The sequence below is a fragment of the Bradyrhizobium cosmicum genome, from assembly GCF_007290395.2.
GTDB lineage: Bacteria > Pseudomonadota > Alphaproteobacteria > Rhizobiales > Xanthobacteraceae > Bradyrhizobium > Bradyrhizobium cosmicum.
The window spans coordinates 918,234-944,458 of record NZ_CP041656.2 but is presented as its reverse complement, the minus strand read 5'-3'; the positions used below and the strand labels follow the sequence as shown (position 1 = coordinate 944,458).

23 protein-coding genes and 1 tRNA gene are annotated in these 26,225 nt (G+C 63.7%); 16 read left to right on the top strand and 8 right to left on the bottom strand.

Features of this window, described 5'->3' with window-relative positions:
• The first annotated feature begins 51 nt into the window (after positions 1-51).
• The gene (locus FNV92_RS04370; protein ID WP_014439531.1) at positions 52-501 is read left to right on the top strand and encodes a c-type cytochrome; all 450 of its coding nucleotides are present in this window, start codon (positions 52-54) and stop codon (positions 499-501) included.
• Positions 502-608: 107 nt separating this feature from the next.
• Here FNV92_RS04370 and FNV92_RS04365 read toward each other — a convergent pair whose 3' ends face one another.
• The gene (locus FNV92_RS04365; protein WP_143841983.1) at positions 609-1,361 is read right to left on the bottom strand and encodes an SDR family NAD(P)-dependent oxidoreductase; all 753 of its coding nucleotides are present in this window, start codon (positions 1,359-1,361) and stop codon (positions 609-611) included.
• 95 nt (positions 1,362-1,456) lie between these two features.
• On the opposite strand from FNV92_RS04365, the gene FNV92_RS04360 reads away from it, so the two are divergent.
• Positions 1,457-1,768: an ArsR/SmtB family transcription factor gene (locus tag FNV92_RS04360; RefSeq protein ID WP_014439529.1), complete on the top strand. Its 312-nt coding sequence runs from the start codon at positions 1,457-1,459 to the stop codon at positions 1,766-1,768.
• Positions 1,769-2,009: 241 nt separating this feature from the next.
• Here the strand turns inward: FNV92_RS04360 and FNV92_RS04355 are convergent, their stop codons facing one another.
• Together FNV92_RS04355 and FNV92_RS04350 are read right to left on the bottom strand one after the other, a co-directional pair.
• On the bottom strand, positions 2,010-5,798 hold the full coding sequence (locus FNV92_RS04355) for an AAA family ATPase (RefSeq protein ID WP_168213357.1): 3,789 nt from the start codon (positions 5,796-5,798) through the stop codon (positions 2,010-2,012).
• Positions 5,799-6,104: 306 nt separating this feature from the next.
• Positions 6,105-6,181 (bottom strand) — tRNA-Met (locus FNV92_RS04350).
• A gap of 346 nt (positions 6,182-6,527) precedes the next feature.
• Between FNV92_RS04350 and FNV92_RS04345 the strand changes: the two genes are divergently transcribed.
• Positions 6,528-7,961: a coniferyl aldehyde dehydrogenase gene (locus FNV92_RS04345; protein ID WP_143841986.1), complete on the top strand. Its 1,434-nt coding sequence runs from the start codon at positions 6,528-6,530 to the stop codon at positions 7,959-7,961.
• A gap of 143 nt (positions 7,962-8,104) precedes the next feature.
• Positions 8,105-9,697, top strand: coding sequence for a GMC family oxidoreductase (locus FNV92_RS04340; protein WP_168213358.1), 1,593 nt, complete (start codon positions 8,105-8,107; stop codon positions 9,695-9,697).
• Positions 9,698-9,737: 40 nt separating this feature from the next.
• Here the strand turns inward: FNV92_RS04340 and FNV92_RS04335 are convergent, their stop codons facing one another.
• On the bottom strand, positions 9,738-10,499 hold the full coding sequence (locus FNV92_RS04335; RefSeq protein ID WP_143841990.1) for an SDR family NAD(P)-dependent oxidoreductase: 762 nt from the start codon (positions 10,497-10,499) through the stop codon (positions 9,738-9,740).
• Positions 10,500-10,639: 140 nt separating this feature from the next.
• Between FNV92_RS04335 and FNV92_RS04330 the strand changes: the two genes are divergently transcribed.
• From FNV92_RS04330 to FNV92_RS04320, 3 genes are all read left to right on the top strand, one after another.
• Entirely contained in the window at positions 10,640-11,152 is a 513-nt protein-coding gene (locus FNV92_RS04330; RefSeq protein ID WP_143841992.1) for a CvpA family protein, read from the top strand.
• A 127-nt stretch (positions 11,153-11,279) separates the two neighbouring features.
• Positions 11,280-12,062 carry an SDR family oxidoreductase gene (locus tag FNV92_RS04325; RefSeq protein WP_014439524.1) on the top strand — a complete coding sequence of 261 codons (783 nt, stop codon included), beginning with the start codon at positions 11,280-11,282 and terminating at the stop codon, positions 12,060-12,062.
• Positions 12,059-13,048 (top strand): NADPH:quinone reductase, encoded by a 990-nt coding sequence (locus tag FNV92_RS04320; RefSeq protein WP_143841994.1) that lies wholly within the window; start codon positions 12,059-12,061, stop codon positions 13,046-13,048. The genes FNV92_RS04325 and FNV92_RS04320 overlap by 4 nt, the downstream gene beginning before the upstream one ends.
• A 3-nt stretch (positions 13,049-13,051) precedes the next feature.
• On the opposite strand, the gene FNV92_RS04315 is transcribed toward FNV92_RS04320, so the two are convergent.
• Positions 13,052-13,483 carry a DUF3775 domain-containing protein gene (locus FNV92_RS04315; RefSeq protein ID WP_014439522.1) on the bottom strand — a complete coding sequence of 144 codons (432 nt, stop codon included), beginning with the start codon at positions 13,481-13,483 and terminating at the stop codon, positions 13,052-13,054.
• A gap of 126 nt (positions 13,484-13,609) precedes the next feature.
• Between FNV92_RS04315 and FNV92_RS04310 the strand changes: the two genes are divergently transcribed.
• The 7 genes from FNV92_RS04310 to FNV92_RS04280 all read left to right on the top strand — a co-directional run bounded on the left by FNV92_RS04310 (position 13,610) and on the right by FNV92_RS04280 (position 21,177).
• Positions 13,610-14,458, top strand: coding sequence for an MBL fold metallo-hydrolase (locus tag FNV92_RS04310; protein WP_168213359.1), 849 nt, complete (start codon positions 13,610-13,612; stop codon positions 14,456-14,458).
• A 242-nt stretch (positions 14,459-14,700) separates the two neighbouring features.
• The gene (locus tag FNV92_RS04305) at positions 14,701-15,543 is read left to right on the top strand and encodes a fumarylacetoacetate hydrolase family protein (protein ID WP_143841998.1); all 843 of its coding nucleotides are present in this window, start codon (positions 14,701-14,703) and stop codon (positions 15,541-15,543) included.
• A gap of 163 nt (positions 15,544-15,706) precedes the next feature.
• The gene (locus tag FNV92_RS04300; RefSeq protein ID WP_143842000.1) at positions 15,707-16,318 is read left to right on the top strand and encodes a glutathione S-transferase family protein; all 612 of its coding nucleotides are present in this window, start codon (positions 15,707-15,709) and stop codon (positions 16,316-16,318) included.
• Positions 16,319-16,337: 19 nt separating this feature from the next.
• On the top strand, positions 16,338-17,207 hold the full coding sequence (locus tag FNV92_RS04295; protein ID WP_143842002.1) for an MBL fold metallo-hydrolase: 870 nt from the start codon (positions 16,338-16,340) through the stop codon (positions 17,205-17,207).
• 213 nt (positions 17,208-17,420) lie between these two features.
• Positions 17,421-18,569 (top strand): alpha/beta hydrolase, encoded by a 1,149-nt coding sequence (locus FNV92_RS04290; RefSeq protein WP_143842003.1) that lies wholly within the window; start codon positions 17,421-17,423, stop codon positions 18,567-18,569.
• A gap of 67 nt (positions 18,570-18,636) precedes the next feature.
• Entirely contained in the window at positions 18,637-19,608 is a 972-nt protein-coding gene (gene mbfA / locus FNV92_RS04285) for an iron exporter MbfA (RefSeq protein ID WP_143842005.1), read from the top strand.
• 96 nt (positions 19,609-19,704) lie between these two features.
• A complete protein-coding gene (locus tag FNV92_RS04280; protein ID WP_143842007.1) occupies positions 19,705-21,177 on the top strand; it encodes an amidase in 1,473 nt (490 codons plus the stop codon).
• Between the two features lie 105 nt (positions 21,178-21,282).
• Here FNV92_RS04280 and FNV92_RS04275 read toward each other — a convergent pair whose 3' ends face one another.
• The 3 genes from FNV92_RS04275 to FNV92_RS04265 are packed head-to-tail and all read right to left on the bottom strand — an operon-like array spanning position 21,283 to position 24,403.
• A complete protein-coding gene (locus FNV92_RS04275) occupies positions 21,283-22,371 on the bottom strand; it encodes a Zn-dependent alcohol dehydrogenase (protein ID WP_143842009.1) in 1,089 nt (362 codons plus the stop codon).
• Between the two features lie 44 nt (positions 22,372-22,415).
• A complete protein-coding gene (locus FNV92_RS04270; RefSeq protein ID WP_143842011.1) occupies positions 22,416-24,200 on the bottom strand; it encodes an acyl-CoA dehydrogenase family protein in 1,785 nt (594 codons plus the stop codon).
• Between the two features lie 44 nt (positions 24,201-24,244).
• Positions 24,245-24,403 carry a hypothetical protein gene (locus tag FNV92_RS04265; protein ID WP_158324542.1) on the bottom strand — a complete coding sequence of 53 codons (159 nt, stop codon included), beginning with the start codon at positions 24,401-24,403 and terminating at the stop codon, positions 24,245-24,247.
• A gap of 39 nt (positions 24,404-24,442) precedes the next feature.
• Here FNV92_RS04265 and FNV92_RS04260 point away from each other — a divergent pair, with 39 nt between their 5' ends.
• Positions 24,443-25,144, top strand: coding sequence for an SDR family NAD(P)-dependent oxidoreductase (locus tag FNV92_RS04260; protein ID WP_143842013.1), 702 nt, complete (start codon positions 24,443-24,445; stop codon positions 25,142-25,144).
• Positions 25,145-25,274: 130 nt separating this feature from the next.
• Positions 25,275-26,105 (top strand): enoyl-CoA hydratase, encoded by an 831-nt coding sequence (locus FNV92_RS04255; RefSeq protein WP_143842014.1) that lies wholly within the window; start codon positions 25,275-25,277, stop codon positions 26,103-26,105.
• The last annotated feature ends 120 nt before the right edge of the window (positions 26,106-26,225 follow it).

Here is a 26,225-nt window from a genome sequence, read left to right as displayed (position 1 = left end):
AGAGCCAAGCCGCTACCATCGGGCTCTTTCCAGCCGGCGTCGGAGCGCGAGATGGTCAAATACGGCGTGAAATGGTTGATGATTTCCGGCCTGACTGCCGGGTTCGCCGTAGTCGCCCAGGCTGAAGACCTGGACATCGGCAAAGGAGAGTTTCAATCCTCGTGCGCGAGTTGTCACGGCGCCGATGCAAGGGGCAAAGGACCGGTCAGCGACCAACTCAGGATAGCGCCTCCCGACTTGACCATGCTGGCCAGGAACAACAACGGCGTCTTTCCCGCGGACGCTGTCTACAAGGCCATCGACGGATCGAAACTACCTCCCGCGCACGGCATTCGCGAAATGCCGATTTGGGGCGACCGATTCAATCCCATCGTCAACTTGCCCCACTATGTCGATCCCTCCTATTGGAAGATGGCGGGGCCGGAGCAGAACCCGGACGTCGTGGTGCGAAAACGCATCCTGGCTGTCGTCGATTACCTCAGTCGCATTCAGCAAAAGTAGCGATCTGCGCCAGACCTTCTCTCTGCTGCGTCCGGTCAAAGCAAAATGGCCCGCGTGATGCGGGCCATTTTCCGATCGGGACCGTCAAAGTCCAATCACGCAGGCCGTCAGCGCAGGCCGCCGGTGACGTGAAGCGTCTCGCCGGTAACGTAGGACGCATCGTCAGACGCGAAGAAGGCCACCGCGGCGGCGATCTCCTCGACCTTGCCGATGCGGCCGAGCGGGGTGGTGGATTCGATCCAGCTGCGCATGTCGCCTTCGTGCAGGCCGGCCGAGACAACGCCTTCGGTGGCGACCATGCCCGGATTGACGGCGTTGACGCGGATCTTGCGCGGCGCCAGCTCCTTCGCCAGCACGGCGGAGATCGCATCCACCGACGCTTTCGTCGCGGTGTAGACGGCGGTGTTCGCCGGCGCGAGGGTCGAGACGCCGGAGCTGATGTTGATGATGCTGCCGCCATTGGCATTGAAGTGCTTCGACGCTTCACCCGAGACCAGCAGCAGGCCGAGCACGTTGAGGTCGAAATGCCGGTGGAAATGCTCCGGCGTGATGTCCTCGAGCGGCGCGAAATCGTAGACGCCGGCGTTGTTGACCAGGATGTCGATCGCACCGAGCGCTTTCACGGTCTCCGCGACGAGGCCTTTCGCGTCCTTGGGATCGGCCAGATTGCCGTGGACGGCGACGGCCTTGCCGCCCTTGGCGACGATGCCCGCGACCACGCGGTCGGCGGCCTCTTTGCTGGAGCTGTAATTGACGGCGACCTTCGCGCCCTCGACCGCGAGCCGGGCGGCGATTTCGGCACCGATGCCTTTGGACGCGCCGGTCACGAGCGCTACTTTTCCTTCGAGTCTCTTGGTCATCGCATGTCTCCGTTGCTCGGCAGGGCCGCCGATATTCAATAGTTCAATACTAGTGAACTATTGAAGGAGTTCAAGGGAGGTGTTATATTTTAGGCATGGTGCAGTTCGTTCACCCATCGCGGGACGAGATCACGCTGGCCGGGGTGCTCGCAGCCCTCGCGGATCCGATGCGGCGGCGCATCGTCAAAAGCCTGATCACGGAAAACGCCTGCATGTCGTGCACCGAGGCGGCGCCCTGCCCCGACATGGCGAAATCGACCCTGTCGAACCATTTCCGCATCCTGCGCGAGGCCGGCCTGATCCGGACCTCGAAGCAAGGCGTCCAGCACCGCAACGTGGTCCGCGAGGACGACATCAACGCGCGGTTTCCGAAACTGCTGAAGATGATTTTGAGTTTTCCGGAGTGAGGGGATTTGCGCGCGTCGGCGGATTCACGGGTGCGCAAGGTATGGCTGATGTTTCCACCCGGAGCGGTGGTGAACAAAAATGGCCCGCGCGATGCGGGCCATTTTCTTGTCGGAATCGAGTTATGGTGGGCACTGTCACGGTAACTCCACTTACAGACCGGAAATCGACCGAGCAGAACCTCCGGGAATGGGCCGGCACCATCGCGCTGTTGAAGTCGTAGTCGAAGCGACCGCCGCTCGCTTATCGCCCCCACAGCCGCTCGATTAGTGTGCGGATCGCCGGAGTATCGAGACCCTTTTTGGGTCCGTCCTCCGTGACGATGAGCCGCCCGCCGGGCGTCTTTTCGTTCCAGCGCTCGATCTTATTATCGGCATAGAAGACGAGCTTGGCTTTCCAGCGGTTTGCATAGTCGGGCTGGTCGAGCATGCCGCAATGCTCCCAGTACCACGTCTGGCCGTCGCGATCCTCGATTGAAAAATCCGGCCAGCGCTGCCTGTTGTTCTCGCCAATCAGGACGCGCTCGAAGAAATAGCGAATGCCGAGCTTCTTTTCCGCCTCAAACAGCAAATCGGCGATGACCAGTTCCGATTTCGAACTGACCAAGTCGCCCCGCGCGCTGCGATGGATCAGCTTCTCCTCAAGGAATGTCCGTCCAACGGTTCCTGCGGGGGCTCCAGCCGGAGGGCCCGCATCGATCATCGTCGGCGGCGCAAACAGGTTTGTGATCCGCCGTGCGACCTCGGAGAAAAAGGGCGAGCGTAAGGCGCGCAGATGCGCCAGATCGCCCTGGTGAAGGATAACGACGCGATCCATTTGCCGGGTCAAGGCGGTATAGAGCATTTCGCGCGAAAGCAAGCGGCTGCGGGCGGGCAAAACAAGGAACACTTTGCTGAATTCGCTTCCTTGCGCCTTATGGACCGTGACCGCGTAAGCCAATTCGAGGATCGGCGAGCCTTCTTCCGAGAAGTCGCGCCCGCTGAAACTGTACGTCATTTCGGGCTGCGACGAGAACTGCACCTTCGTCCAGCTCGGCTTGTTGCTTGCCTTGTACGCATCCCCTACAACGATGCCGATCTCGCCGTTGGCAACATAGCCATCACCTTTTTGCTTGTCCGCGAAGGCATAGCTCTGCCGGGTGTGATTGCGAATGCAGATGACCTTGTCGCCATAGGTAATCTGCTCGGCTCCGCGCGGCTGTATCATGCGGAACTTATTCCAAAACGGCGGGCCTTCGTTGGAGCTTCGTGCGAACCGAAGCGTGTCGCTTCGGAACGCCTCCTTGATGTGGCGGTTCAGATCGATCGATCCGCTCGACTGGTTGCGATGCGGCGTGAGTATCTGCCACTGATCGCATTTGGCGATGCCCGCGCCCTCTCTGAAATAGACGTATTCGCCTTGCGGATTGCCACCGAGGGCAACCGCAAGACTCTTTTGTTGCGCATCCTTGTCCAGGCTCAGTTCATCCAGAAGTGTGGCATCCAGAACACCGCGAAGATCCGAAGGCGTTTTCCAGCGAATGAAGCGAAGCCGCTCGTCGGTATTGCCGGCTAAAATGCCTTCCAAGACCTCATCTTCGCCGGGCGGGAGATTGCGGCCGGAAAAAAGGTCCGCGAGCTGCACATCGGCGCAGGCGAGGTCGCGCGCTGCCGCGCCGGTCGCGTTGGCCGAGGCATGGCGACGCCTGACGGTGAGTTCCGCCACGCCTTTGCCGGCATGATCACGTTCGAGGTGGGAGATGAGATCGACAAATGGCCGGCCCGCGCCAATCGGCGGGAGCTGGCGCGGATCACCGACAAGGATCAGGCGCGCAGAGACCGGCAGCGCATCGACGAGCGCCGTCAATTGGTCCTCCGTCAGCATCGATGCTTCATCGACGATGCAGGTGGTAACGCCACCAGCCGTCGGGGCCTTGGGATCGGCGAAGTAACGCTGCGTCCAGCCATCGTAGCGCTTGTATTCCTTCAGAAACAACGCAAGCGTTTTAGTGTCTTCGGCACGGCCAGTCTGCTGACCAAGCCGCACGCGCGCCTTTCCGGTCGGCGCGAGAAGCGCAACGCCGGAGCCGACGAGCTTCTTTTGTTCGAGGAGTTGCCGAAGGACCGTTGTCTTGCCGGTACCCGCCGGCCCAATCAAAACCGACAAGCGGTTGTTCGCCAATACGTCCAGCGCGAAGGCTTTCTCGTTACGCGCCTTCTCCTCTTCCTTATCGCCCTTTTTCAGTTGGCCGAAGGCCTTTGCAAGCTTCTCCGACCAATCCACCGTCGCGGGCGTAACCTTGCCAGTGACGCGATCGGCGACAGCACGCCTGATGATCGATCCATAGTCCGCGTAGCGCTTCAATTGCAGCGCGAGTCCTCCGACGCCGGGCGCTTCGAACACCGCGATCTCGTCGCTGAACTCGTCCTTGCAAAGCTTCGCGGCGGTCGCATCGAGCGGAACCGGCCGCGTTGCCGGCAATTCCCTGGCGAGCCCGTGGACGCCGTCGGCACCCAGCAAGGTGTGACCTCCCTCGGAGGCCGCTTTTTCTAAAAGGTAAGCGCCAATCGCGCGCAGGCGACGCGGATCGTCATGCTCCTCGGGATCGATCGTGCATTCCTTTGGAAGCGGATAACGTTTCAAGACCTCGGCGTCAGGGAAAATGCCGCGGTCGATTGTCCAGATGCCGATCGGATCGCGTGATGATCGATCTTGTTCATAAAGCAGGTACGGGTTTTCGAGGACCGCATTCGTCAGGTCTGTGGCCTCGAACCAGCGTATCGCCTGGTCGCGGCTGAGTTCAAACCGCGACAAGAGCCGCAGCAATGCCGCGCGCCGTGGTTCTTCCTTGTGAAGATGCGCCCAACGCTTTTGAAGCATTTTGGTGATTTTCGGCGCGCCCGCCGGGGCCGTCCCACCGCGAAATACCTTGTCCGTCGCGCCCCACGGATCGTCGGCTTCCGATAACGTGGCAGACAGCGCGAGAGAGAAAAGCGATCCATTGAACCCGTCTTCCAGCGCCGAAAGCGCGCTTCCGAGACCGGGACATGGACCGCTTAACTTCCAGAGGCGATTGATCTGCTGATCGATCCAGGCGATCTGCTGCGGCCATGGACCCGTAAGTTTCTTCGAAGCATGTTCCAGCGCGGTTTTGCACGCGAGCAACGCGGTAATGGCCGCGCCATGCGTGACGTGTTCGGAAGCATAAGAAAACTGATCGCGCGATTCATCCGGCGCACAGGCGAGGAACTCAGCGGGATCGAGCGTCTCATCTTCGGCCGCCCGTTCGAGGATCGCGTGATAAGGCATAACTATCCCGCCCACGAAATGCCCGGGGTTGGCGGCATCCGGCCGGATCGAATGCTGAATCGGCCGTTCCCACATCATCGCGCGCAAATGGCCCTCGGGCGCATCCGTGGCGTATTTGTATTGCTCGACCGTGCCTTTGTGTTTCAGAAGGCCAACCGCGATGATGACGCGGCGGTCGTCATCCGCAAGCGGCGTTCGCTTAGCGTAGAAGAAGGTAAGCGACTCCTCTTCGACGGCCCGTTCCGAGAACGCATCCAGAAGCGCGCGTTGGTTGTCGTGATCCTGAATCCATGCCGTGCGCGCAAGGAAGGCTGGCTCCTTCGGCTCGCGTTCTTCGCTTACGTCGAGGTTCAGGTTCTTGGCGATCTCGAATCCGCTCTCCCGCAACAACCACCGGAAAGGGACGAGTGTCGCGCCCCAAGCGGGCACGGGGACAGGCGTGCGCTCGATATGCTTATGCGACTGGCTCCAGTCAGCGTAATTCAGCCGGACCTTGAGGGTTATTCCATATTCCGAAAGGAAGGTTGCACGCTCCTTGATGCAGGGTGGCTTTCGATCATCCTCCAGATCGTGAATCCATTCGCCGCGGCATCCGGCCTCGGCTGCGTCGTTCCGATTTTCCGCGATCGCCTTGAGGACCACGCAGGATTGGTTGTTGGTGGGGTCGGTGCAGACCCGGCCATCCCATTTCGTGTCTTGCCACGGCACACGAATGGACAGATGTATGACGGCTGGTCCCTGCATGCATATCCCCCCAGTTGCACGCATTGTGGTGACCTAACCACGAATTACAACCACGATCGGCCTGCCGGGTCCGGCGCTACTTCCAAGCGATGATCAGCGCATGAAAAGAAGGGTGCTAGCAAATCTGTTCATGTGCCCACCATGTGCCTACGAAAAATTCGGAACGGATGGCAGCCCTTGGAAGGAAGGAAGATATGTAACCTATTGTAATTATTATTTAATATACTGGAATGGGTGATAGCAGGCCGCAATACATGAAAAAGCCCGCCAGAGGCGGGCTATATCACTGATATAACTATCAAATCTTGGTTGCGGGGATAGGATTTGAACCTATGACCTTCAGGTTATGAGCCTGACGAGCTACCGGGCTGCTCCACCCCGCGTTAAACCATTGCACGCCTTCGTGAAAATGCCGGGGACGGTGGATGAAGGGCCGACGCTGTTCGCGTGGCTTGCTTGATCCGTCCCAAAGGCTTCCTTGGAAGGCAACCCCGGGCAAAGCCCATTGGGTGCGGGGGGTATGTACCAACCCGCACTGGCTTTGGAAAGGGCTGCGCGGACGTTTTTTTCGACTTTATGACAGGGCGATGGGCCGAATTCCGGCCGGTTTGGCCCGCTCTTGCCAGAAGTTCCACAAAGGGCCAGCTTGCGGCAACAAAAGCGAAGGGAAACGTCATGTCAGGGAGCAACGCCTTGTCCGGGAGCAGCGCCTTGTCCGGGAGCAGCGCCTTGGATGGATCCCCGACGAGCGTCCCGCTGGGAGCTCTGAAGGACTGCTTCCAGGCCATGGTCGCGCGGTCGCAGTCGGAGCCGGCGCCCGACCTCGCCGCGCGGCTCGACCGGCTGGCGCGGCTCCGCGCCGTGGTCGCCGACAACGAAGAGCGTTTCCGGCAGGCGATCTCGGCCGATTTCGGCCACCGCTCCGCGGTCGAGACCACCATCGCCGAGACGATGATGCTGTACTCCGAGATCCGGCATGCGAAAAAGCAGCTGAAGAGCTGGATGGCGCCGCAGCGCATCGCCACCACGCTGCAATTCCTGCCGGCGCGCAACCGGCTGATCCCGCAGCCGCTCGGCGTGGTCGGCATCATCGCGCCCTGGAATTATCCGCTCCAGCTCACGCTCGCGCCTGCGATCGGCGCGCTCGCTGCCGGCAACCGCGTCATCATCAAGCCGAGCGAGCTCGCGCCGCACTTCGCCGGCCTGCTGAGGGAGACCGTCGCCGCGAGGTTCGATGCGACCGAGCTGCTCGTCACCGGCATCGAGGACGAGATTGCAAAGGCTTTTGCCTCGCTACCGTTCGATCATCTCGTCTTCACCGGCTCGACGCGAGTCGGGCGGCTGGTCGCGGAAGCAGCCGGGCGCAATCTCACGCCTGTCACGCTCGAGCTCGGCGGCAAGTCGCCCGCGATCATCGACGCTTCGGCCGATCTCGAGGAGGCGGCCGAGCGCATCGCCTATGGAAAGCTGCTCAATGCCGGGCAGACCTGCATCGCGCCTGATTACGTGCTGGTGCCGGAGAGCGCGTTGCAGGCCTTCGCTGAAAAAGTACGCGCGCAGATGCGGCGCATGTTCGGCACCGATCCCGCCAACAAGGACTACACCTCGATCATTTCCGACCGGCATTACGCGCGGCTGGAAGCCCTCGTCGCCGACGCGGCACAGCGCGGCGCCAAGATCCTGCAGCCGGCGAAGGCGGACGATCCGAACTGGAAGGCGCACCGCAAATTCCCGCCGACGCTGATCGTCGGTGCGACCGCAGACATGGCGGTGATGCAGGAGGAAATCTTCGGCCCCGTGCTGCCGGTGCTCGGCACGCGCTCGCCGGCCGACGCGATCGCCTTCGTCAACGCCCGCGACCGACCGCTGGCGCTATACTGGTTCGGCAAGGACAATGCCGCGCGCGACGAGGTGCTGGCGCGCACCATCTCCGGCGGGGTCACCGTCAACGACTGCCTTTTCCACTTCGCACAGGCCAACCAGCCGATGGGCGGCGTCGGCGCATCCGGCACCGGCGCCTATCACGGCGAATGGGGTTTTCGCACCTTCAGCAAGCTGAAGCCGGTGTTCTATCGCTCGAAGTTCAACCGCCTCGCCGACCTCTATCCGCCCTATGGCGGCAAGATCGCGCGGCTGGAGAAGCTGATGCGGTTCATGTCGTAGGCATCCGTCATTCCGGGGCGCGCGCAGCGCGAGCCCGGAATCCATTTTCCCGCATCAATGGTGGTGAGATGGATTCCGGGCTCGCGACTTCGTCGCGCCCCGGAATGACGACCAAACAAAAAAGCTCTCAGGGGGAAACATCAGTGACTGACACATTCGATTTCGTTGTCGTGGGCGCGGGCTCGGGCGGCTGCGCGGTGGCAGGAAGGCTGTCGGAGGATGCTGCTACATCGGTGGCGCTGCTCGATGCCGGCGGGCGGAACGACAATTGGCGGATCACCACGCCGTTCGGGCTTGCCTTGCCATACAGCGCGGCCAACTGGGCCTTCGATACCGTGCCGCAGAAAGGATTGAACGGCCGCATCGGTTATCAACCACGCGGCAAGGGCCTCGGCGGTTCCTCGGCGATCAACGCCATGGTCTACATTCGCGGCAACAAATGGGACTACGACCACTGGGCCTCGCTCGGCAATGCCGGCTGGTCCTACGCCGACGTGCTGCCCTATTTCAAGCGCTCGGAGAACAACAGCGATTTCGACGGCGAATATCATGGCAAGGGCGGCCCGCTGCACGTCAACAGGCTGCGCTCGGACAATCCGATCCATGACGTCTTCCATCAGGCCGCGCGCGAGGCGCAGTTCCGCATCCGCGAGGACTTCAATGGCGAGGACCACGATGGGCTCGGCAGCTACCAGGTGACCCAGCACAATGGCGAGCGCTGGAGCGCGGCGCGCGCCTATCTGCAGCCCCACATGGACAAGCGCGTGAATCTGCGGGTCGAGACGGGGGCGCATGCCACGAAAATCCTGTTTGAGGGCGGCCGCGCCGTCGGCATCGAATATCTGCAGGGCAAGCAGACCAAGCAGCTGCGCGCCCGCCGCGAGGTGATCCTCGCCTCCGGCGCCTTCCAGTCACCGCAATTGCTGATGCTGTCGGGCGTCGGCGATGGCGAGGCGCTTGCCGCACACGGCATCGGCGTCGTGCATCATCTGCCGGGGGTCGGCCGCAATCTGCAGGACCATCCGGATTTCGTGTTCGTCTACGCCTCCGACTATCCGCACTTCGTTCACGCGTCGCTCGGCCGATTGCCGTCCCTGCTCCGCGCCATCCAGCAGTATCGCAGCAAGCGGCGCGGCCTGATGACCACCAATTTCGCAGAGTGCGGCGGCTTCCTGAAGACCAGCCCCAATCTCGACGTGCCCGATATCCAGCTGCACTTCATCATCGCCATGCTCGATGACCATGGCCGCAAGAAGCACAAGGAAGCAGGCTTCTCGTGCCATGTCTGCCTGCTCAGGCCGAAGAGCCGCGGCAGCGTCTGGCTGAAAAGCGCCGATCCGCTCGCTGCACCGATGATCGATCCGAATTTTCTGGGCGAGGAAGAGGATCTGGAAACGATGGTCGCAGGCTTCAAGACCACGCGGCGGCTGATGGAGACGCCTGCGATGCGCGCGTTACAGAAGAAGGACATGTTCACGTCCGATGTCCGCACCGACGACGACATCCGCGCCGTGCTGCGCAACCGCGTCGACACCGTCTATCACCCCGTCGGCACCTGCAAGATGGGCCTGGACGCGATGGCCGTGGTCGACCCGAAGCTGAAGGTGCACGGCGTCGAAGGCCTGCGCGTCGTCGACGCCTCGATCATGCCGACGTTGATCGGCGGCAACACCAACGCGCCGACCATCATGATCGGGGAGAAGGCGGCGGACATGATCAGGGCGGAGATGCGGTAGCTCTGCTCCTCTCGCCGCTTGCGGGGAGAGGCGAAGCAAATCAATTCAGCAGGAACCCGCCGTCCACCGTCACCACACTCCCCGTCATGTAGCGCGACGCCTTCGAGGCCAGCAGCAGGATGGCGCCGTCGAGATCGGACTCGGCGCCGACGCGGCGTTGCGGGATGCGCTTTGCCAATCGCTCGCCTGGCGGCGTCGACCAGAACGCATGGTTCATTTCCGTGTCGATATAGCCGGGCGCAAGCGCGTTGATGCGGATGTTCTGCCCGGCGAGCTCCAGCGCCATTGCCTTGGTCGCCTGGATGATGCCGGCCTTGGAGATCGCGTAAGGCGACACCGCCTTCAGGACGCCGGTGCCGAGCACGGAGGCGATGTTGACGATGTTGCCCTCCTGCTTGCGCGCGATCATGCGCCGCGCAATCTCGGTCGCCAGAAAATAGGCGCCCTTGAGATTGGCGCCGATCACCGCGTCCCAGTCGGATTCGGTCTGCTCGGTCGCGAGCTTCTCGATGGCGATGCCGGCATTGTTGATCAGCACGGTGATCGGACCGAGCGCGGCTTCGGCCGCGTCGACCGCCCTGGCGATCGAAGCGATGTCGGTGACGTCGAGCGCGACTGCCGCGGCGCGGCCGCCCTTGCCGCGGATTTCCTGTTCCAGACTCTTCAACTTGTCGGTTTGCCGCGCCGCAAGCACGACGGCTGCACCGTTGGCCGCCAGAACCCGGGCAAATTGCCGCCCCAATCCCTGGCTTGCGCCGGTGACGAGGATGGTTTCTTTACTGACGTCGAATAGGTCTGACATGACGATTTCCTTGACGCTTGCTTTACGCCTTGCTTGGGCGCAGTCCCTCGAGCTTGAAGCCATCAATACAGACGATTTTAGCGATCTGAAACCGGAATGATCGGTCCGGCGTTCATTCGTTCCATGGCAGGCTCTCGCTCATGAACAGCTTCGATCTCGCGGTCTATGCGGCGCTCGCCATCGCGGTCTGGTTCGGTTTCCGGACCGGCCTGCTCCGCAGCGCCATGACCATCCTCGCCTATCTGCTTGCCGCCCCCATCGCGGTTTCGCTGATGCCGATGATCGTGCCGCAGATCGCCGGCGATCCGAATTCACCGCTGCTGCAGAACTGGATCTGGTTCTTCGGCATCTTCCTGGTCGTCGGCATGTTGCTGGGGTATATCGGCCGCTTCGTGCTGGACGACACGGTGCGCGAGGCCGGCATCGGCGACCGGCTCGGAGGCGCCGCGCTCGGCGCCATCAGGGTCGGCCTCGTCGCCACCACGCTGGTCCTGGTGTTCGACCAGATCGTGCCGGCCAACCGCCAGCCGCCATTTCTCGTCGGCTCGCAGCTGCGGCCGCTGTTCTCGGCCATGGGACAGATGGGCTTCAAGACACTGCCGCCGGAAGCCGCCGCCGCCATCGACCGCCTCAAGCAGGAACGGCGCATCTGATCAGGCACATTTGCATCGCCGCGCGGGCGCGCATGCATTTTGGTGCGAGCCCCTCCCTTATCAGCGGCACCACGATTGGCTAGAGTGCGGCGCTCTAAAACCTGCCTGACATTACGGGAGTGAAACAGTGGATCTTGGGATCAAGGGTCGCCGCGCCATCGTCTGCGCATCCAGCAAGGGCCTCGGCCGCGCCTGCGCCTTCTCGCTCGCCGAAGCCGGCGTTGACGTCACGCTGACCGCACGCGGCGCCGAAGCTTTGAAGAAGACGGCCGACGAGATCCGGAAGCTCTATCCGGGCGTGAAGGTCACCGAGATCGTCGGCGACATCACGACGCCCGCGGGGCGCGAGGCCGTGCTGAAGGCCTGCCCCGAGCCGGACATCCTCATCAACAATGCCGGCGGCCCGCCGCCCGGCGATTTCCGCAACTGGACCCGTGATGACTGGATCAAGGCGATCGACGCCAACATGCTCACGCCGATCGAGCTGATCAAGTCGACCGTGGACGGCATGATGGCGCGCAAGTTCGGCCGCATCGTCAACATCACTTCGGCTGCGGTGAAGGCGCCGATCGACATCCTCGGCCTCTCCAACGGCGCGCGCGCCGGCCTCACCGGCTTCATTGCGGGCCTGTCACGCAAGACCGTGATCAACAACGTCACCATCAACGGCCTGCTGCCGGGCCCGTTCGAGACCGATCGTCTGACGAGCACCGCGAAGGGCGAAGCCGACAAGCGGGGCACGACGCCCGAGCAGGTGCTGGCCGAGCGCGCCAAGCTCAACCCGGCCGGTCGCTTCGGCCAGCCCGACGAGTTCGGCTATGCCTGCGCGTTCCTGTGCGGCGCCAAGGCCGGCTTCATCACCGGGCAGAACATTCTGCTCGACGGCGGCGCCTTCCCCGGCACGCTGTGAGGGCGGTCTGGTACGAAGAGACGGGACCAGCGGCGGACGTTCTCACCTATGGTGAGATGGCGACGCCGGTCGCGGGCCCAGGCGAAGTTCGCATTCGCCTGGAAGCCTCCGGCGTCAACCCGGCCGATGTCGGCCGGCGCGGCGGCAGCTATCGTGCGATGGACTACGAGCGCGTCATCCCCAACAGCGACGGCGCGGGTTTCGTCGATCAGGTCGGCGACGGCGTGACGCGCTTCAAGATCGGCGACCGCGTCTGGCTGTTCAACGGCCAGCGCAACGGCCGCGCCTTCGGCACGGCGGCGGAATACATTGCGCTCGCCGAGCATCTGGTGACGCCGCTGCCGGACCATCTCTCCTTTGCGGAAGGCGCGACGCTCGGCATTCCCGCCATGACGGCGTGGTGCTCGCTGTTTGCGGACGGCCCGATCGTCGGCAAGACCGTGCTCGTCACCGGCGGTGCCGGCGCGGTTGGCCACTACGCCGTGCAGTTCGCCAAATGGGGCGGCGCACAGGTGATCGCGACCGTCAGCTCGGCGATGAAGGGCGAACAGGCGCGCCGCGCGGGCGCCGATCTCGTCGTCAACTACAGGGATGACGACGTCGTCGCCAAGGCGATGGCCTTCACCGGCGGACGCGGCGTCGACCATGTCGTCGACGTCGATTTCGGTGGCAACATCGCAACCACATTGAAGCTGATGGCGATGAATTCCACCATCGCGGTCTACGCCACCAACGGCAACCGCACACCAACGGTGCCGATGCGCGAGCTGATGGAGAAATGCATTACACTGCGCGCGCTGGTGCTGTTCGCATTACCGCCCGCGCTGCTTGCCGCGGCGCAGGCCGACATCTGGAAATGGCTGGCGGCGGGGCCGCGGCTTCACAATGTCGCGGCGCAGTTCGCACTGTCGGACACGGCACAGGCGCACCTGGCCGTCGAGAAAGGCGACAAGCTCGGCACCGTGATCGTTGACTGCGCGCGGTGAGGACTACGCAACCGGCGTGGTCCGCTCGTCGGTCCAGTCGATGCCGAGCTCGTCCATGCCGTCGGCCAGGAGATCGCCGAGCATCGGCTCGCCCAGCAGGTACTGCACCGCCTCATGCCTGGGCTTCTTGTATTCGGCGCGCGCCTCGATGGCGCGGGTGCGCAAATCGTCCCACTCCTCCACCGTGCCGTCGCCGCGACCGAGCCACATCAGCGTCACGAGGTCGAGTTGCTCGTCCTCGTTCATCGCCAGGATGAAGCCCGAAAGCTCACCGGCGACCGGATCGGACGCGGTGTCCTCCAGCACGTCGGTCTCGCCATCGTCCGCGGGATTGGAGCCCGAATCCGGATCGGAGGCGGCTTCCTTGACGTCGAATTCGCGCGCCTTTTCGATGATGAAGGCGACCTTCTCGGTGGAAATCGAAAGCTCTGGCATCTGCTCCCCCTTTGGATCTCGATGGGTTCCCTCGATAACGCAGGATCACGACAGATGATCCATTGCGCTGCGCAACGGAAAGTGCGCATCTTTCGGCGTCAAAATGAGAACATGGGGACACACCGCATGCAGTGGAAGGTCGGCAAGGTCAAAATCACCAAGATTGTGGAGCTGGAGACCGTCGGCTCGACCCGCTTTATCCTGCCGCTGGCGAGCAACGAGGAAATCCAGAAGCTGCCCTGGCTGATTCCGCACTTTGCGACGGAAGAAGGCCGCCTGAAGATGTCGATCCATTCGCTGGTGGTGGAGACGCCGAGCCAGCGCATCGTGGTCGACACCGGCCTCGGCAACGACAAGCAGGGCCGCAACGTCCCGACCTGGAATAGCCGCACCACCCCGTTCCTGGAGACCATGATTGCGGCGGGCTTTGCTCCCGACAGTATCGACACCGTGCTGTGCACCCATCTTCACGTCGACCATGTCGGCTGGAATACGAAGCTCGTGGACGGCAAATGGGTGCCGACCTTTCCGAAGGCGCGCTATGTCTTCGGCAGGACCGAATACGAGCATTGGCGCGACCATTCGACCGAGCCGGACAAGCAGGCGGTGTTTGCAGATTCCGTGAAACCGATCGTGGATGCCGGCCGGGCCGATTTGATTCCGAGCGATCACCGTCTGTCCGACGACATCAGCATGATCCCGACCCCCGGCCATAGCCCCGGCCATATGAGCATCCTGATCCAGTCGGACGGAGAGCAGGGATTGCTGACCGGCGACGTCGCCCATCATCCCTGCCAGATGAAGCATCTCGGCTGGTCCTCGACGGCGGATTCCGACCAGACGCAATCGGCCAGGACTCGCCGTGAGCTGTTCGGTCGGTTTGCCGATACGCCGACATTGGTGATCGGCGGGCATTTTTCGGCGGGGCATATCAAGCGGGATGGGGACGCGTTCAAGTTTGTGGCGCTGAGCTAGGTCTCGTGCCCCGGACGCTGCGCAGCACGAAGTGATGCGCTGCTGAGCCCGGGCCCATGCTTGTGGCATTCTGGGTCCCGGATCTGCGGAGCAGCGTTGCACGCTGCACCGCGTCCGGGACACGACGGCACCTCCCGAATCCAGAAGCCTGCAATGCGCCCCGTTTTGAGCGGTTGAATTTCCCGCCGCCCTGTTCCATGAAGCTATTTAACCGATCGGTCCATCTCCAGGGAGAAACGAGAATGAAGCTTGTTCGTTACGGCGAAAAGGGTGCGGAAAAGCCCGGCCTGATCGACAAATCCGGCCAGTTGCGCGACCTGTCGGCGCATCTGAAGGATCTCACCGGTGAGGCCTATTCGCCGGAGTCGCTGAAGAAGCTGGCGGCCCTTGATCCCGCCTCGCTGCCCGCCGTCTCCGGCAAGCCGCGGTTCGGCGCGCCCGTGACCGGCATCTCGAAATTCGTCGCCATTGGCCTCAACTACAGCGACCATGCCAAGGAAACCGGCGCGGCGATCCCGACCGAGCCGATCATCTTCCTGAAGGCCAACACGTCGCTGTCCGGCCCGAACGACGCGGTCGAGAAGCCGCGCGGATCGACCAAGCTCGACTGGGAAGTCGAGATCGCCGCCATCATCGGCACCCGCGCCAAATACGTCTCGGAAGCCGATGCGCTGAACTACGTCGCCGGCTACTGCGTCTGCAACGACGTCTCCGAGCGCAACTTCCAGACCGAGCGCCTGGGCCAGTGGACCAAGGGCAAGTCGCACGACACGTTCGGTCCGGTCGGGCCGTGGCTCGCCACCAAGGACGAGATCAAGGACGTGCAGAACCTGTCGATGTGGCTCGACGTCAACGGCCAGCGCCGCCAGACCGGCTCGACCCAGACCATGATCTTCTCCATGGCCAAGTGCATCTCCTATGTCTCGCAGTTCATGACGCTGCTGCCCGGCGACATCATCACCACCGGCACCCCGCCCGGCGTCGGCCTCGGCATGAAGCCGCCGACCTTCCTCAATGTCGGCGACGTCATCACGCTCGGCATCGAGGGCCTCGGCGAGCAGCGCCAGGAAATCGTCGCGGCGTAAGCTTTGGCGCGCTCCAACACACCCACTGCCGTCGTGCCCGGGCTTGTCCCGGGCATCCACGTCTCACAGTCTAACCTCGCGGAGGCGGGTGGATGGCCGGGTCAAGCCCGGCCATGACCGAGGAGACACCGTTCGCGCAAAACTGACAGCAGGAATCGTCCCTATGAAACTCTCCTTCTCCGCCGCCTCGCCCTTCGCCCGCAAGGTGCGCATCGCCGCGATCGAGCTTGGGCTGATCGAAAAGATCGAACTCACGCCGGCAACTGTGGCGCCGGGCACGGCCAACGAGGATTATTCGCGCATCACGCCGCTGAAGAAGCTGCCGGTGCTGATCACCAACGACGGCGACGTCATCCTGGATTCCTATGTCATCGTCGAATATCTCAACGAGATGGCCGGCGGCAGCCTGATCCCGGACTACGGTCCGCGGCGCTGGAAGGCCAAGACCAACCACTCCCTGATCAACGGCATGCTGGATTCCATGCTGCTGTGCCGCTACGAGAAGATGGTACGCCCGCAGGGCCTGCAATGGCAGGCGTGGTCGGACGACCATTGGAACCGGGCCTGGGCCGGCATGGCGCACTTCGAGAACATGCCTGATGTTCTGAACGGCCCGTTCGACATCTCGCAGATCGGCCTCGTCTGCGTGCTCGGCTATGCCGACTTCCGCTTCGCCGATTGCGGCTGGCGCAAGGCCTATCCGAAGCTCGATGCCTTCCACCAGAAGATGCTGGAGCGGCCCTCCGTGAAGATCTCGGTGCCGCCGGCCGCATAATCGAATAGCGGGAGTTCTCATGAGTTTGAAGTTCTCGGTCGGTGACCTTACCATCCATCGCATCATCGAGCAGGAGACCACCTTCCTGCCGGCGCTGGAGATGTTGCCGGGTTTGACGCCGGAGGTGCTGGCCGAGAACCGCGCATGGATGCGGCAGGCGAAAGCCTTGGACGAGCAGGACACGCTGATCCTGTGTTTCCAGTCCTACGTGATCAGGACCCCGCACCACACCATTCTGGTCGATAGCTGCATCGGCAACGACAAACCGCGGCCGCAGCGGCCGAAATGGAACATGAAGACCGACGACACGTACTTGCGTGGGCTCAACGCTGCCGGGTTCTCGCCTGACGACATCGATTTCGTGATGTGCACGCATCTCCACGTCGATCACGTCGGCTGGAACACGCGGCTGGAGAACGGCCGCTGGGTGCCGACCTTTCCGAAGGCGCGCTATGTGTTCGGCAAGCACGAGTTCGACTACTGGACCGAGCAGAATGCGAAGGCGGCCGTGCCGCCCTTCGTAGATAGCGTGCTGCCGGTGGTCGAGGCCAGGCGCCACGAGGTGGTCGGCAACGACCATCAGATCGGCGATCACGTTCGCATCCTGCCGACGCCGGGCCATACGCCCGGCCACGTCGCATTCACCTTTGGTCGCGGCAAGGACGACGCCGTTTTCTCAGGCGATCTGATGCACTCGCCGATCCAGGCGCTCTATCCGGAGATGTCGGTGAAGTTCGACGTCGATCCAGCCGCGGCAGCGACTACGCGCCGCAGCTTCCTGGAGCGCTATTGCGACACCGACACGCTGTGCTGCACCGCGCATTTCCCCTCGCCATCGGTGGGGAAGATCGGGCGCAAGGGCAGCGGGTTCGTCTGCGCGGCGGTGTGATCCAGCGCTGCTCGTTCCGCGAAGTCCCATCCTCCCCTGGAGGGGGAGGATCGGTTCGCATGCAGCGGAGCGGAATGCGAACCGAGGTGGGGTGAAGGTCTTTCCGCGACGAACACTGCCCGTGTTGAGAGATCACCCCACCCCGCTCGCGCTGCGCGCGATCGACCCTCCCCCTCCAGGGGAGGGTAAGAAACGGCCCTCACGGAGGAAACGATGACCGCACTCCCCGACATCCCTCTCCTCGCCGGCATCCGCTCGCGTTATGTCGACGGCATCAACGGCTTGCGCATGCATGTGCTCGAAGCCGGCTTCGAAACCAGAGGGCGGCGGTGCATCCTGCTGCTGCACGGCTTTCCGGAGCTTGCCTTCTCCTGGCGCAAGGTGATGCCGGCGCTTGCGGCCGCCGGCTATCACGTGATCGCGCCGGACCAGCGCGGCTATGGCCGCACCACCGGATGGAGTGCGGATTACGACGGCGACCTCGCGCCGTTCCGTCTGTTCAATCTGGTGCGCGATGCGCTCGGGCTTGTATCGGCGTTTGGTTACAAGCAGGTCGACCTCGCCGGACATGATTTCGGCAGCCCGGTCGCGGCCTGGTGCGCGCTGATCCGGCCCGACGTGTTCCGTTCGGTGACGATGATGAGCGCGCCGTTCGGCGGGCCGCCACCGCTGCCGTTCAACACCGTCGATGCACCGGCGCAGGCTCCCGCCGACGATCCCGTGCATCGCGAGCTCGCCGCGCTGCCGCGTCCGCGCATCCACTATCAATGGTACTATTCGACACGTACGGCGAATGCCGACATGCAGCACGCGCCACAGGGCGTGCATGATTTCCTGCGCGCCTATTATCATCACAAGAGCGCGGACTGGATCGACAACAAGCCCACGCCGCTGAAGTCGTGGTCGGCGGACGAACTGGCGAAGCTGCCGACCTATTACGTGATGGACGCCGGCGAGACCATGGCCGAGACGGTCGCGAAGGAGATGCCGTCGCCGGCGGCGATTGCCACCAATCGATGGCTGCCGGACAGCGAGCTGGCGTATTACAGCGCCGAATATGGCCGCACCGGATTCCAGGGCGGCCTGCAATGGTATCGCTGCGGCACGTCGGGTGCGTTCAACAGCGAGCTGCAACTGTTCTCCGGCCGCAGCATCGACGTGCCGTCCTGCTTCATCTCGGGCGGACAGGATTGGGGCATCTATCAGCGCCCCGGCGTGCTGGAGGCGATGCAGACGAGCGCCTGCACCAAAATGCTCGGCTGCCATCTGGTCGACGGCGCCGGCCATTGGGTGCAGCAGGAGCAGCCGGCCGAGGTGAGCCGGCTGCTGCTCGACTTCCTGTCGAAAGCCGGCAAAGCCTGATTTGACCGGGGAACCGGGCCGCCCTATATGGTTTAGAATAGTTCTAAACTCGACAAGCAGGGCCGTTGTGAAGAATTTTGCCGATCTGACCGAGCGCGAGGTGCTTGCGGTCGCGATTTCCTCCGAGGAGGAAGACAGCCGCATCTACACGACCTTCGCCGAGGATCTGAGGGAGCGGTACCCGGATTCCGCGAAAGTCTTCGAGCAGATGGCGGAGGAAGAACGCGGGCATCGCCACATGCTGCTGGAAACCTACGAGCAGCGCTTCGGTCCGCATCTGCCCCCCATCCGCCGCGAGGACGTCAAGGGGTTCCTTCGCCGTCGCCCGGTCTGGCTCACCAAGAACCTGTCGCTCGAGACCATCCGCAGGGAGGTCGAGACCATGGAAATGCAGGCCGAGCGCTTTTACGTCAAGGCGGCCGACCAGGCGCAGGACGTCGGCGTTCGCCGTTTGCTCGGCGATCTCGCCGAGGCCGAAAAAGGCCACGAGGAAATGGCCGCAAAGCTGACGGACCAGATTCTGAGCCCCGACGTTCGCGCGGAAGAGGATCGCACCAACCGCCGCATGTTCGTGCTGCAATATGTGCAGCCGGGTCTCGCCGGCCTGATGGACGGCTCGGTCTCGACGCTCGCGCCGCTATTTGCGGCGGCCTTCGCCACCCACCAGAACTGGCAGACCTTCCTCGTGGGCCTCGCCGCCTCGATCGGTGCCGGCATCAGCATGGGCTTTGCGGAAGCGCTCTCGGACGACGGTTCGCTGACCGGCCGCGGCTCGCCCTGGCTGCGCGGCCTCACCTGCGGAGCGATGACGACGCTCGGCGGCCTCGGCCACACCCTGCCCTATCTCGTGCCTGACAGCTGGGCCAATGCGTTCTGGATCGCGACCGCGATCGCCGGTGTCGTCGTGTTCTTCGAATTGTGGGCGATCGCCTTCATCCGCGCGCGCTACATGGACACGCCGTTCCTCCAGGCCGTATTCCAGATCGTGCTCGGCGGCGCCATCGTGCTGGCGGTGGGGATATTGATCGGGGCGGCGTAGGCGTTCAGCGTCCTGCATGGCAATCCCCGTCAAACGGCGGTTGCGACGTTCGGCCAAACTGCGCATCATCTCGTCAGTGAAACGCAGGAGCATGTCGTGGCCAAGTCGGAATGGAGTTTCAAGAGCGCGGTCGAGCTGTCGGCCGCGTTGACCGCGAAGAAGGTCTCATCGGTCGAGCTCACCCAGGATGCGATCGACCGCATCGAACGGCACGACGGCAAGATCAACGCGATCTGCGTGCGGGATTTCGATCGTGCGCTTGACGCCGCACGCGCGGCGGACGCGGCGCTGGCGCGCGGCGAAACAAAGCCGCTGCTCGGCCTGCCCATGACGGTGAAGGAATCCTACAACATCGCGGGCCTGCCGACCACCTGGGGCATTCCCGCGCAGAAGGATTTCATTGCCAAGGAAGACGCGCTGCCGGTGACGCGGGTGAAGGACGCCGGCACCGTCGTTGTCGGCAAGACCAACGTGCCGCTCGGGCTCGGGGACTGGCAGAGCTACAACGACATCTACGGCACCACCAACAACCCCTACGATCTCGGCCGGACGCCCGGCGGATCCTCCGGCGGCTCCTCGGCCGCGCTCGCGGCGGGCTATGGACCACTGTCGATCGGCTCGGACATCGGCGGCTCGTTGCGCGTGCCGGCTTTCCATTGCGGCGTCTACGCCCACAAGCCAACCTTCAACCTCGCCGCGATGCGCGGCCACACCCCACCGCCGTTGCCGCCCTTGCCGTTCGAGCGCGACCTCTCGGTGATCGGTCCGATGGCGCGCAGCGCCGCCGACCTGTCGCTGGTGCTCGACGTGATGGCCGGGCCGGATCCGATCGATGCAGGCCTGGCGTACCGGCTCGAACTGCCGGCTGCACGACACACGGCATTCAAGGATTTCCGCGTTCTGGTCATCGATACAGATCCGGTGATGCCGACCGACACCGCGGTACGCGGCACCATCAACACGCTCGCCGACAACCTTGCCAGGGTCGGCGTGAAGATCGAGCGCAGCAGTCCGCTGCTGCCGGATTTCGCGGCCTCCTCGCGGCTGTATATGCGGATGCTGATGTCGTTCCTCGGGGCGGGCTTCCCGCCGGACGTCTACGCCGGCGCGAAGAAGGCGGCCGAGGCGCTGCCGGAAGGCGACACCAGCCTCGCCGCCGAGCGGCTGCGCGGCATCGCGCTCAGCCATCGCGACTGGCAGATGGCGAATGGCGGACGCACGCGGCTGCGCGCGCAATGGCGCGAGCTGTTCAAGACATTCGACGCCGTGATCTGCCCGGTGATGCCGATTGCGGCCTATCCGCACGACCATTCGCCGGAGCAGGAAAAGCGCCGGATCATGATCGACGGCAAGCCGCACGTCTACTCCGACCAGCTCGCCTGGCCCGGCATCGCCACGCTGCCCGGCCTGCCCTCGACCGCGATCCCCACGGGCTTTGCTCCGGATGGACTGCCCATCGGCGTGCAGATCGTCGGCCCATGGCTGGAAGACCGCACGCCGCTCAAGCTTGCCGAGCTGATCGAACGCGAATTCGGCGGGTTCGTGCCGCCGAAGATGTTCGACGATTAACGTTCGTCATTGCGAGCGAAGCGAAGCAATCCAGGAATGTGTCCGCAGAGACAGTCTGGATTGCTTCGTCGCAAGGGCTCCTCGCAATAACGGAGTAAATAGCGTTCAGCTATCGAACACGATCACGCTGCGCAGCGTCTTGCCTGCCTTCATGTTGGCAAAGCCCTCGTTGATCTCGCTGAGCTTCAGCTTGGCCGAGATCCAGTCTTCCAGGTGCAGCCGTCCGCGCAGGTAGAAATCCACCAGCCTCGGCATGTCGACACGGAAATGGTTCGAGCCCATCGACGAGCCCTGAATCCTGCGCTCGCGCAGGAAATCAAAGCCGTACAGCTCGATCTTCTGGCCGAACGGGATCATGCCGACGATGGTGGCGGTGCCGCCCGATGCGAGCATGCCGAAGGCTTGCTCGGCGGTTTCCTTGCGGCCGAGCACCTCGAAGGAATGATGCACACCGCCATTGGTGAGGTCGCGCACCTGCTTGACCACGTCGCCATCGGCAGGATTGATGATGTCGGTGGCGCCCAGCTTGGTGGCGAGCTGGAGCTTTGCCGGGTTGGTGTCGATGGCGATGATGCGTCCGGCGCCCGCGATCTGAGCGCCGTTGATCGCGGCCATGCCCACGCCGCCGCAGCCGATCACCGCCACGGTTTCCCCGGCCGTCACCTTCGCGGTGTTCACGACAGCACCGTAGCCGGTGATGACGCCGCAGCCGATCAGCGCGGCGAGATCGAGCGGCATTTCCTTGCGGATCTTGACGATGGCGTTCTCGTGCACCAGCATCTGCTCGGCGAAGGACGAAAGGTTGAGAAACTGGTGCAGCTTCTCGGGCCTCGACCATTGCATCCGGTTGGAGACGCCCGGCAAAAGTTTTACCGTGGTGTCGGTGCAGAGCACGGTGCGGCCGGTGGTGCAATTGTCGCAGGTGCCGCAGAACACGGAGAGGCAAGTGACGACGTGGTCGCCCGGCTTCACATAGGTGACGTCGGAGCCGACCTGCTCGACGACGCCGGCGGATTCGTGCCCGAGCACCGCGGGCAGCGGATGCGGATAAAGCCCTTCCATGAAATGCAGATCGGAGTGGCAGAGGCCGGCGACCGTCGTGCGGATCAGGACCTCGCGCGGGCCGGGCTTCGGCAGGCTGACATCCTCGATGACCAGCGGCTTGTTGACTTCATAGAGGACGGCGGCCTTCATCGAGCACTCCCTGTCGCTTTTTTTGGTTTGAACGCGAGCGCAGCCTACGCTGCCAGAACCAGTTCGCCAACCTCGCTCATGCTGGCATCGCGCTCGCCGAGCAGCAGGTCGGCGATCTTCGCCTGCGCGGCATTTTCCGTGAGCCGGAACGGATCGCTCGGAGAGACGCGATGATCGATCACCAGGCGCGACAGCAGCAACCGGCGCGCATCGCCGCGCCTCTCGTGGATGCGATGCGCTTCCCAGGCGAGCGCAACCGCGCTTGCGACATGATAGAGCACGCTGGTCGCGCGCCGCGCATCGGCTTCATTCTCGGGTTTTGCGGCGACCTCGCGGGCAAAACCGACGGCGCGATCGACGAGGCCGCGCAGATTGTCGCGCCAGGCCTGCGGCACGGAGGCACTGTCATCGAGGCGGGCATGCAGATCGGCCGACAGCGCGGATTCGGCGCCGTGGCGGCCGACCGCGCGCCGGAGCGCGTCGATCGCGACGATGTTGCCGGTGCCTTCCCAGACCGAGCCGAGATGCGCATCGCGCAACAGGCGGGGCGTCGCGAATTCCTCGATATAGCCGATGCCGCCACGCATCTCGAGCGCATCACCGCAGACTTTTCGCGCATCGCGCGTGGCCCGGAATTTCAGGGTCGGGGTCAGGATGCGCAGCAGCGCGGCTGCGTCCTGACTGCCCGCCTCGGCGCGGTCGAGCGCATCGGCGGTGAGAAAACTCATCGACAGCGCCTGCTCGACCGGGAGCATGATCTTCAGCATCTGCCTTCGGCCAAGCGGCAGATCGATGATGCGGCTGCCGAACACCACGCGGTTCTTCGCCACCGTCATCGCGTCGTGATAGGCGCGGCGCATCAGCGCCGTCGACTTGACGCCATTGGAGAGCCGCGACGAGTTCACCATCTCCGCCATCTGCACGAAGCCGCGGTCGAGCTTGCCGACGGCGTAAGCGATCGCGCCTTCGAGCTTGATCTCGCCTGACGCCATCGAGCGGGTGCCGAGCTTGTCCTTGAGGCGCACGATACGGTAGTGGTTCTGCGAGCCGTCGTCGAGAAAGCGCGGCATCAGGAACAGGCCGACACCGCGTGTGCCGGGGCCGGCGCCCTCGGGCCGCGCCAGCAGCATCACGACCTTCGCATCAGCATTCGAGCAGAACCATTTTTCACCGTACAAGCGCCAATGGTCGCCTTCCTGTACGGCCGTCGTAGTCAGCGTGCCGACGTCGGAGCCGCCTTCCTTCTCGGTCATGAACTGGCCGCCCTGCGTCAGCTTGCTCATGTCGGTCGAGGTCAGTCCGTCCAGATATTTTGCCTTCAGCGCCTCGCTGCCGAAATTCGCCAGCAGTTTTGCGCAGCCGTCGGTGACGTTGATCGGGCAGCCCATGCCGAATTCGGTCTGGTTGAACAGGAAGGTGAAGGCGTGTTTGGCCACCACGGGGTATTTGTCCGGCCAGCCCATGATGCCCTTGCGGATCGAGAGCGCGTGGATGCCGAACTCGCCGAACGCGGCGTTCTCCAGCTCGCGATAGGCCGGGTGATATTCGATCCACTGCACGTCGCGGCCGAACTTGTCGCGCTGGTGCAGCACAGGCGTGTGCCGGTCGGCGAGCCGCGCGCATTCGTCAAGATGGCCACCGGCGAGCTCGCCGAGGCGATCGAGATGCGGCTCGATGTGACGGAATAATGTCTCCGGCAGATGGATCCGCAGCAGATCCGTCAGCGCCTGATCGGCGCGGTAGAAATTCATGCCCGATGTGTCGGGCGCCAGCAGGCCGGATGGTGCCGCCGCGACATTGTTTGGCTGCGCTGTGACCGGCTTGTGCATGATCGTCCTCTTGGTTTCCGCGTCCCGCCGCCATTTGACGCTGTTTAGCGCTTGCCGCTTGGGATGATGTCGATCATGCTCCAGCCGACAGATTGGATAAAGCCGCAAATTGTCAGAGAGGCATGATCGCCGCGAGGGGGCAATTCGCTCTGCGGAATGTGATCATCCTCCCGATACCCCTGCTGGCTGTTCGCACGCGCCATGCATAGATCAGCGGCTCCTGATCCTCGAGGGACCACGTCATGGACCATCCGAAATACAAGATCGCACTCATCGTCGGCGCCGGCGAAGGCCTGAGCGCCTCGCTGGCGCGGCTTCTGTCCGCCCAGGGCATCCGCGTCGCGCTGGCCGCGCGCAAGATCGAAAAGCTCGGCGCGCTGTGCAGCGAAACCGGCGCCAAGGCCTATGCCTGCAACGCCACCGAACCGGAGGAGGTCGAGCGCCTGTTCGGCCTGGTCGAGCGCGAGATCGGCACGCCCGATCTCGTCGTCTACAACGCCAGCGGCCGCGCCCGCGGGCCGTTCGTCGATCTCGTTCCGGCTGATGTAGCGCAAGCGATCGCGATCAGCGCCTATGGCGGCTTCGTGGTGGCGCAGCAGGCCGCAAAACGCATGCTGCCGAACAAGCATGGCGCGATCCTGTTCACCGGCGCTTCGGCCAGCGTCAAGGGCTACGCGCAATCCGCATCCTTCGCGATGGGCAAGTTCGCGCTGCGAGGCCTCGCGCAGAGCCTGGCGCGCGAATTGTCGCCGCAAGGCATCCATGTCGCGCATTTCGTCATCGACGGCGGCATCAAGAGCGCGACGCGCGCGGAAGCACCGGACAAGCCGGATTCGATGCTCGATCCCGATGCGATCGCTGAGAGCTATTGGAACGTGCTACAGCAGCCGCGCAGTGCCTGGAGCTGGGAGCTCGAGTTGCGGCCCTGGGTGGAGAAGTTCTGAGGACCGTAGTTCGAGGAAATAACGTCACAACAGCCGTCATTGCGAGCGCAGCGAAGCAATCCAGACTATTTCCGCGGAACCAGACTGGATTGCTTCGCTGCGCTCGCAATGACGAAGAAAGGGAGCGACAATGACCACGGACACCACCATCGACACCGGCACCAGCGAACTGCTCTGCGTCATCCGCGACCGTGTCGCGGTGATCACGTTGAACCGGCCGGAGGCGCGCAACTCGCTGTCGGACACGCTGACGCCGGCGTTGCGCACGATGATCCGGACCTGCGGGGAAAGCCCGGATGTCGGCGCGCTCTTGCTCACCGGCGCGGGCGAAGCGTTCTGCGCCGGCGGCAACGTCAAAGGCATGGGCGCACATCGCGACAAGGCTAAGCTCGAGATGTCCTTTGACGACAAGGTCGCAGATCTCCAGGAGCGGCAGCGGTTGCTGACCGGCGCGCTGGTCGCAGTGCGCAAGCCGACCATCGCCGCCCTGCCAGGCCCAGCGGTCGGCGCCGGGCTTGCCATCGCGATGGCCTGCGACATCCGCATCGCCGCGCAATCGGCCTTCGTCGCCACCGGCTACGCGCGCATCGCGCTCTCCGGCGACTACGGCATCGCCTGGCTGTTGACGCGCCTCGTCGGCACCGCGCGTGCACGCGAGCTGCTGTTCACCGGCGATCGCGTCGATGCCGCGCGGGCCGAAGCCATCGGCCTCGTCAACCGCGTCGTGCCCGACGACAAATTGCAGGCCGAGGCTTTCGCCCTGGCAAAGTCGCTCGCCGAAGGCCCGCGCCTTGCGCTGCGCTACATGAAGGACAATCTCGACGAAGCCCTGCTGTTCGATTTCGAAACCGCGCGTGACCACGAGGCCGAGCGGCTGATCCGTTTGACGACGACGGCCGATCACAAGGAGGCGGTGCAGGCGTTCATCGAGAAGCGGAAAGCGGTGTTCACGGGGAAGTAGTGCATTCGCCAATCGCTGCCGTCACCCTGAGGTGGCCGCTTCTTCAGCGGCCCTCGAAGGGCGACAGCCCGGCTGTGGCTGCCGGGATGCGAATGCCGGGGAATCAGCGGGGCCGTTCAT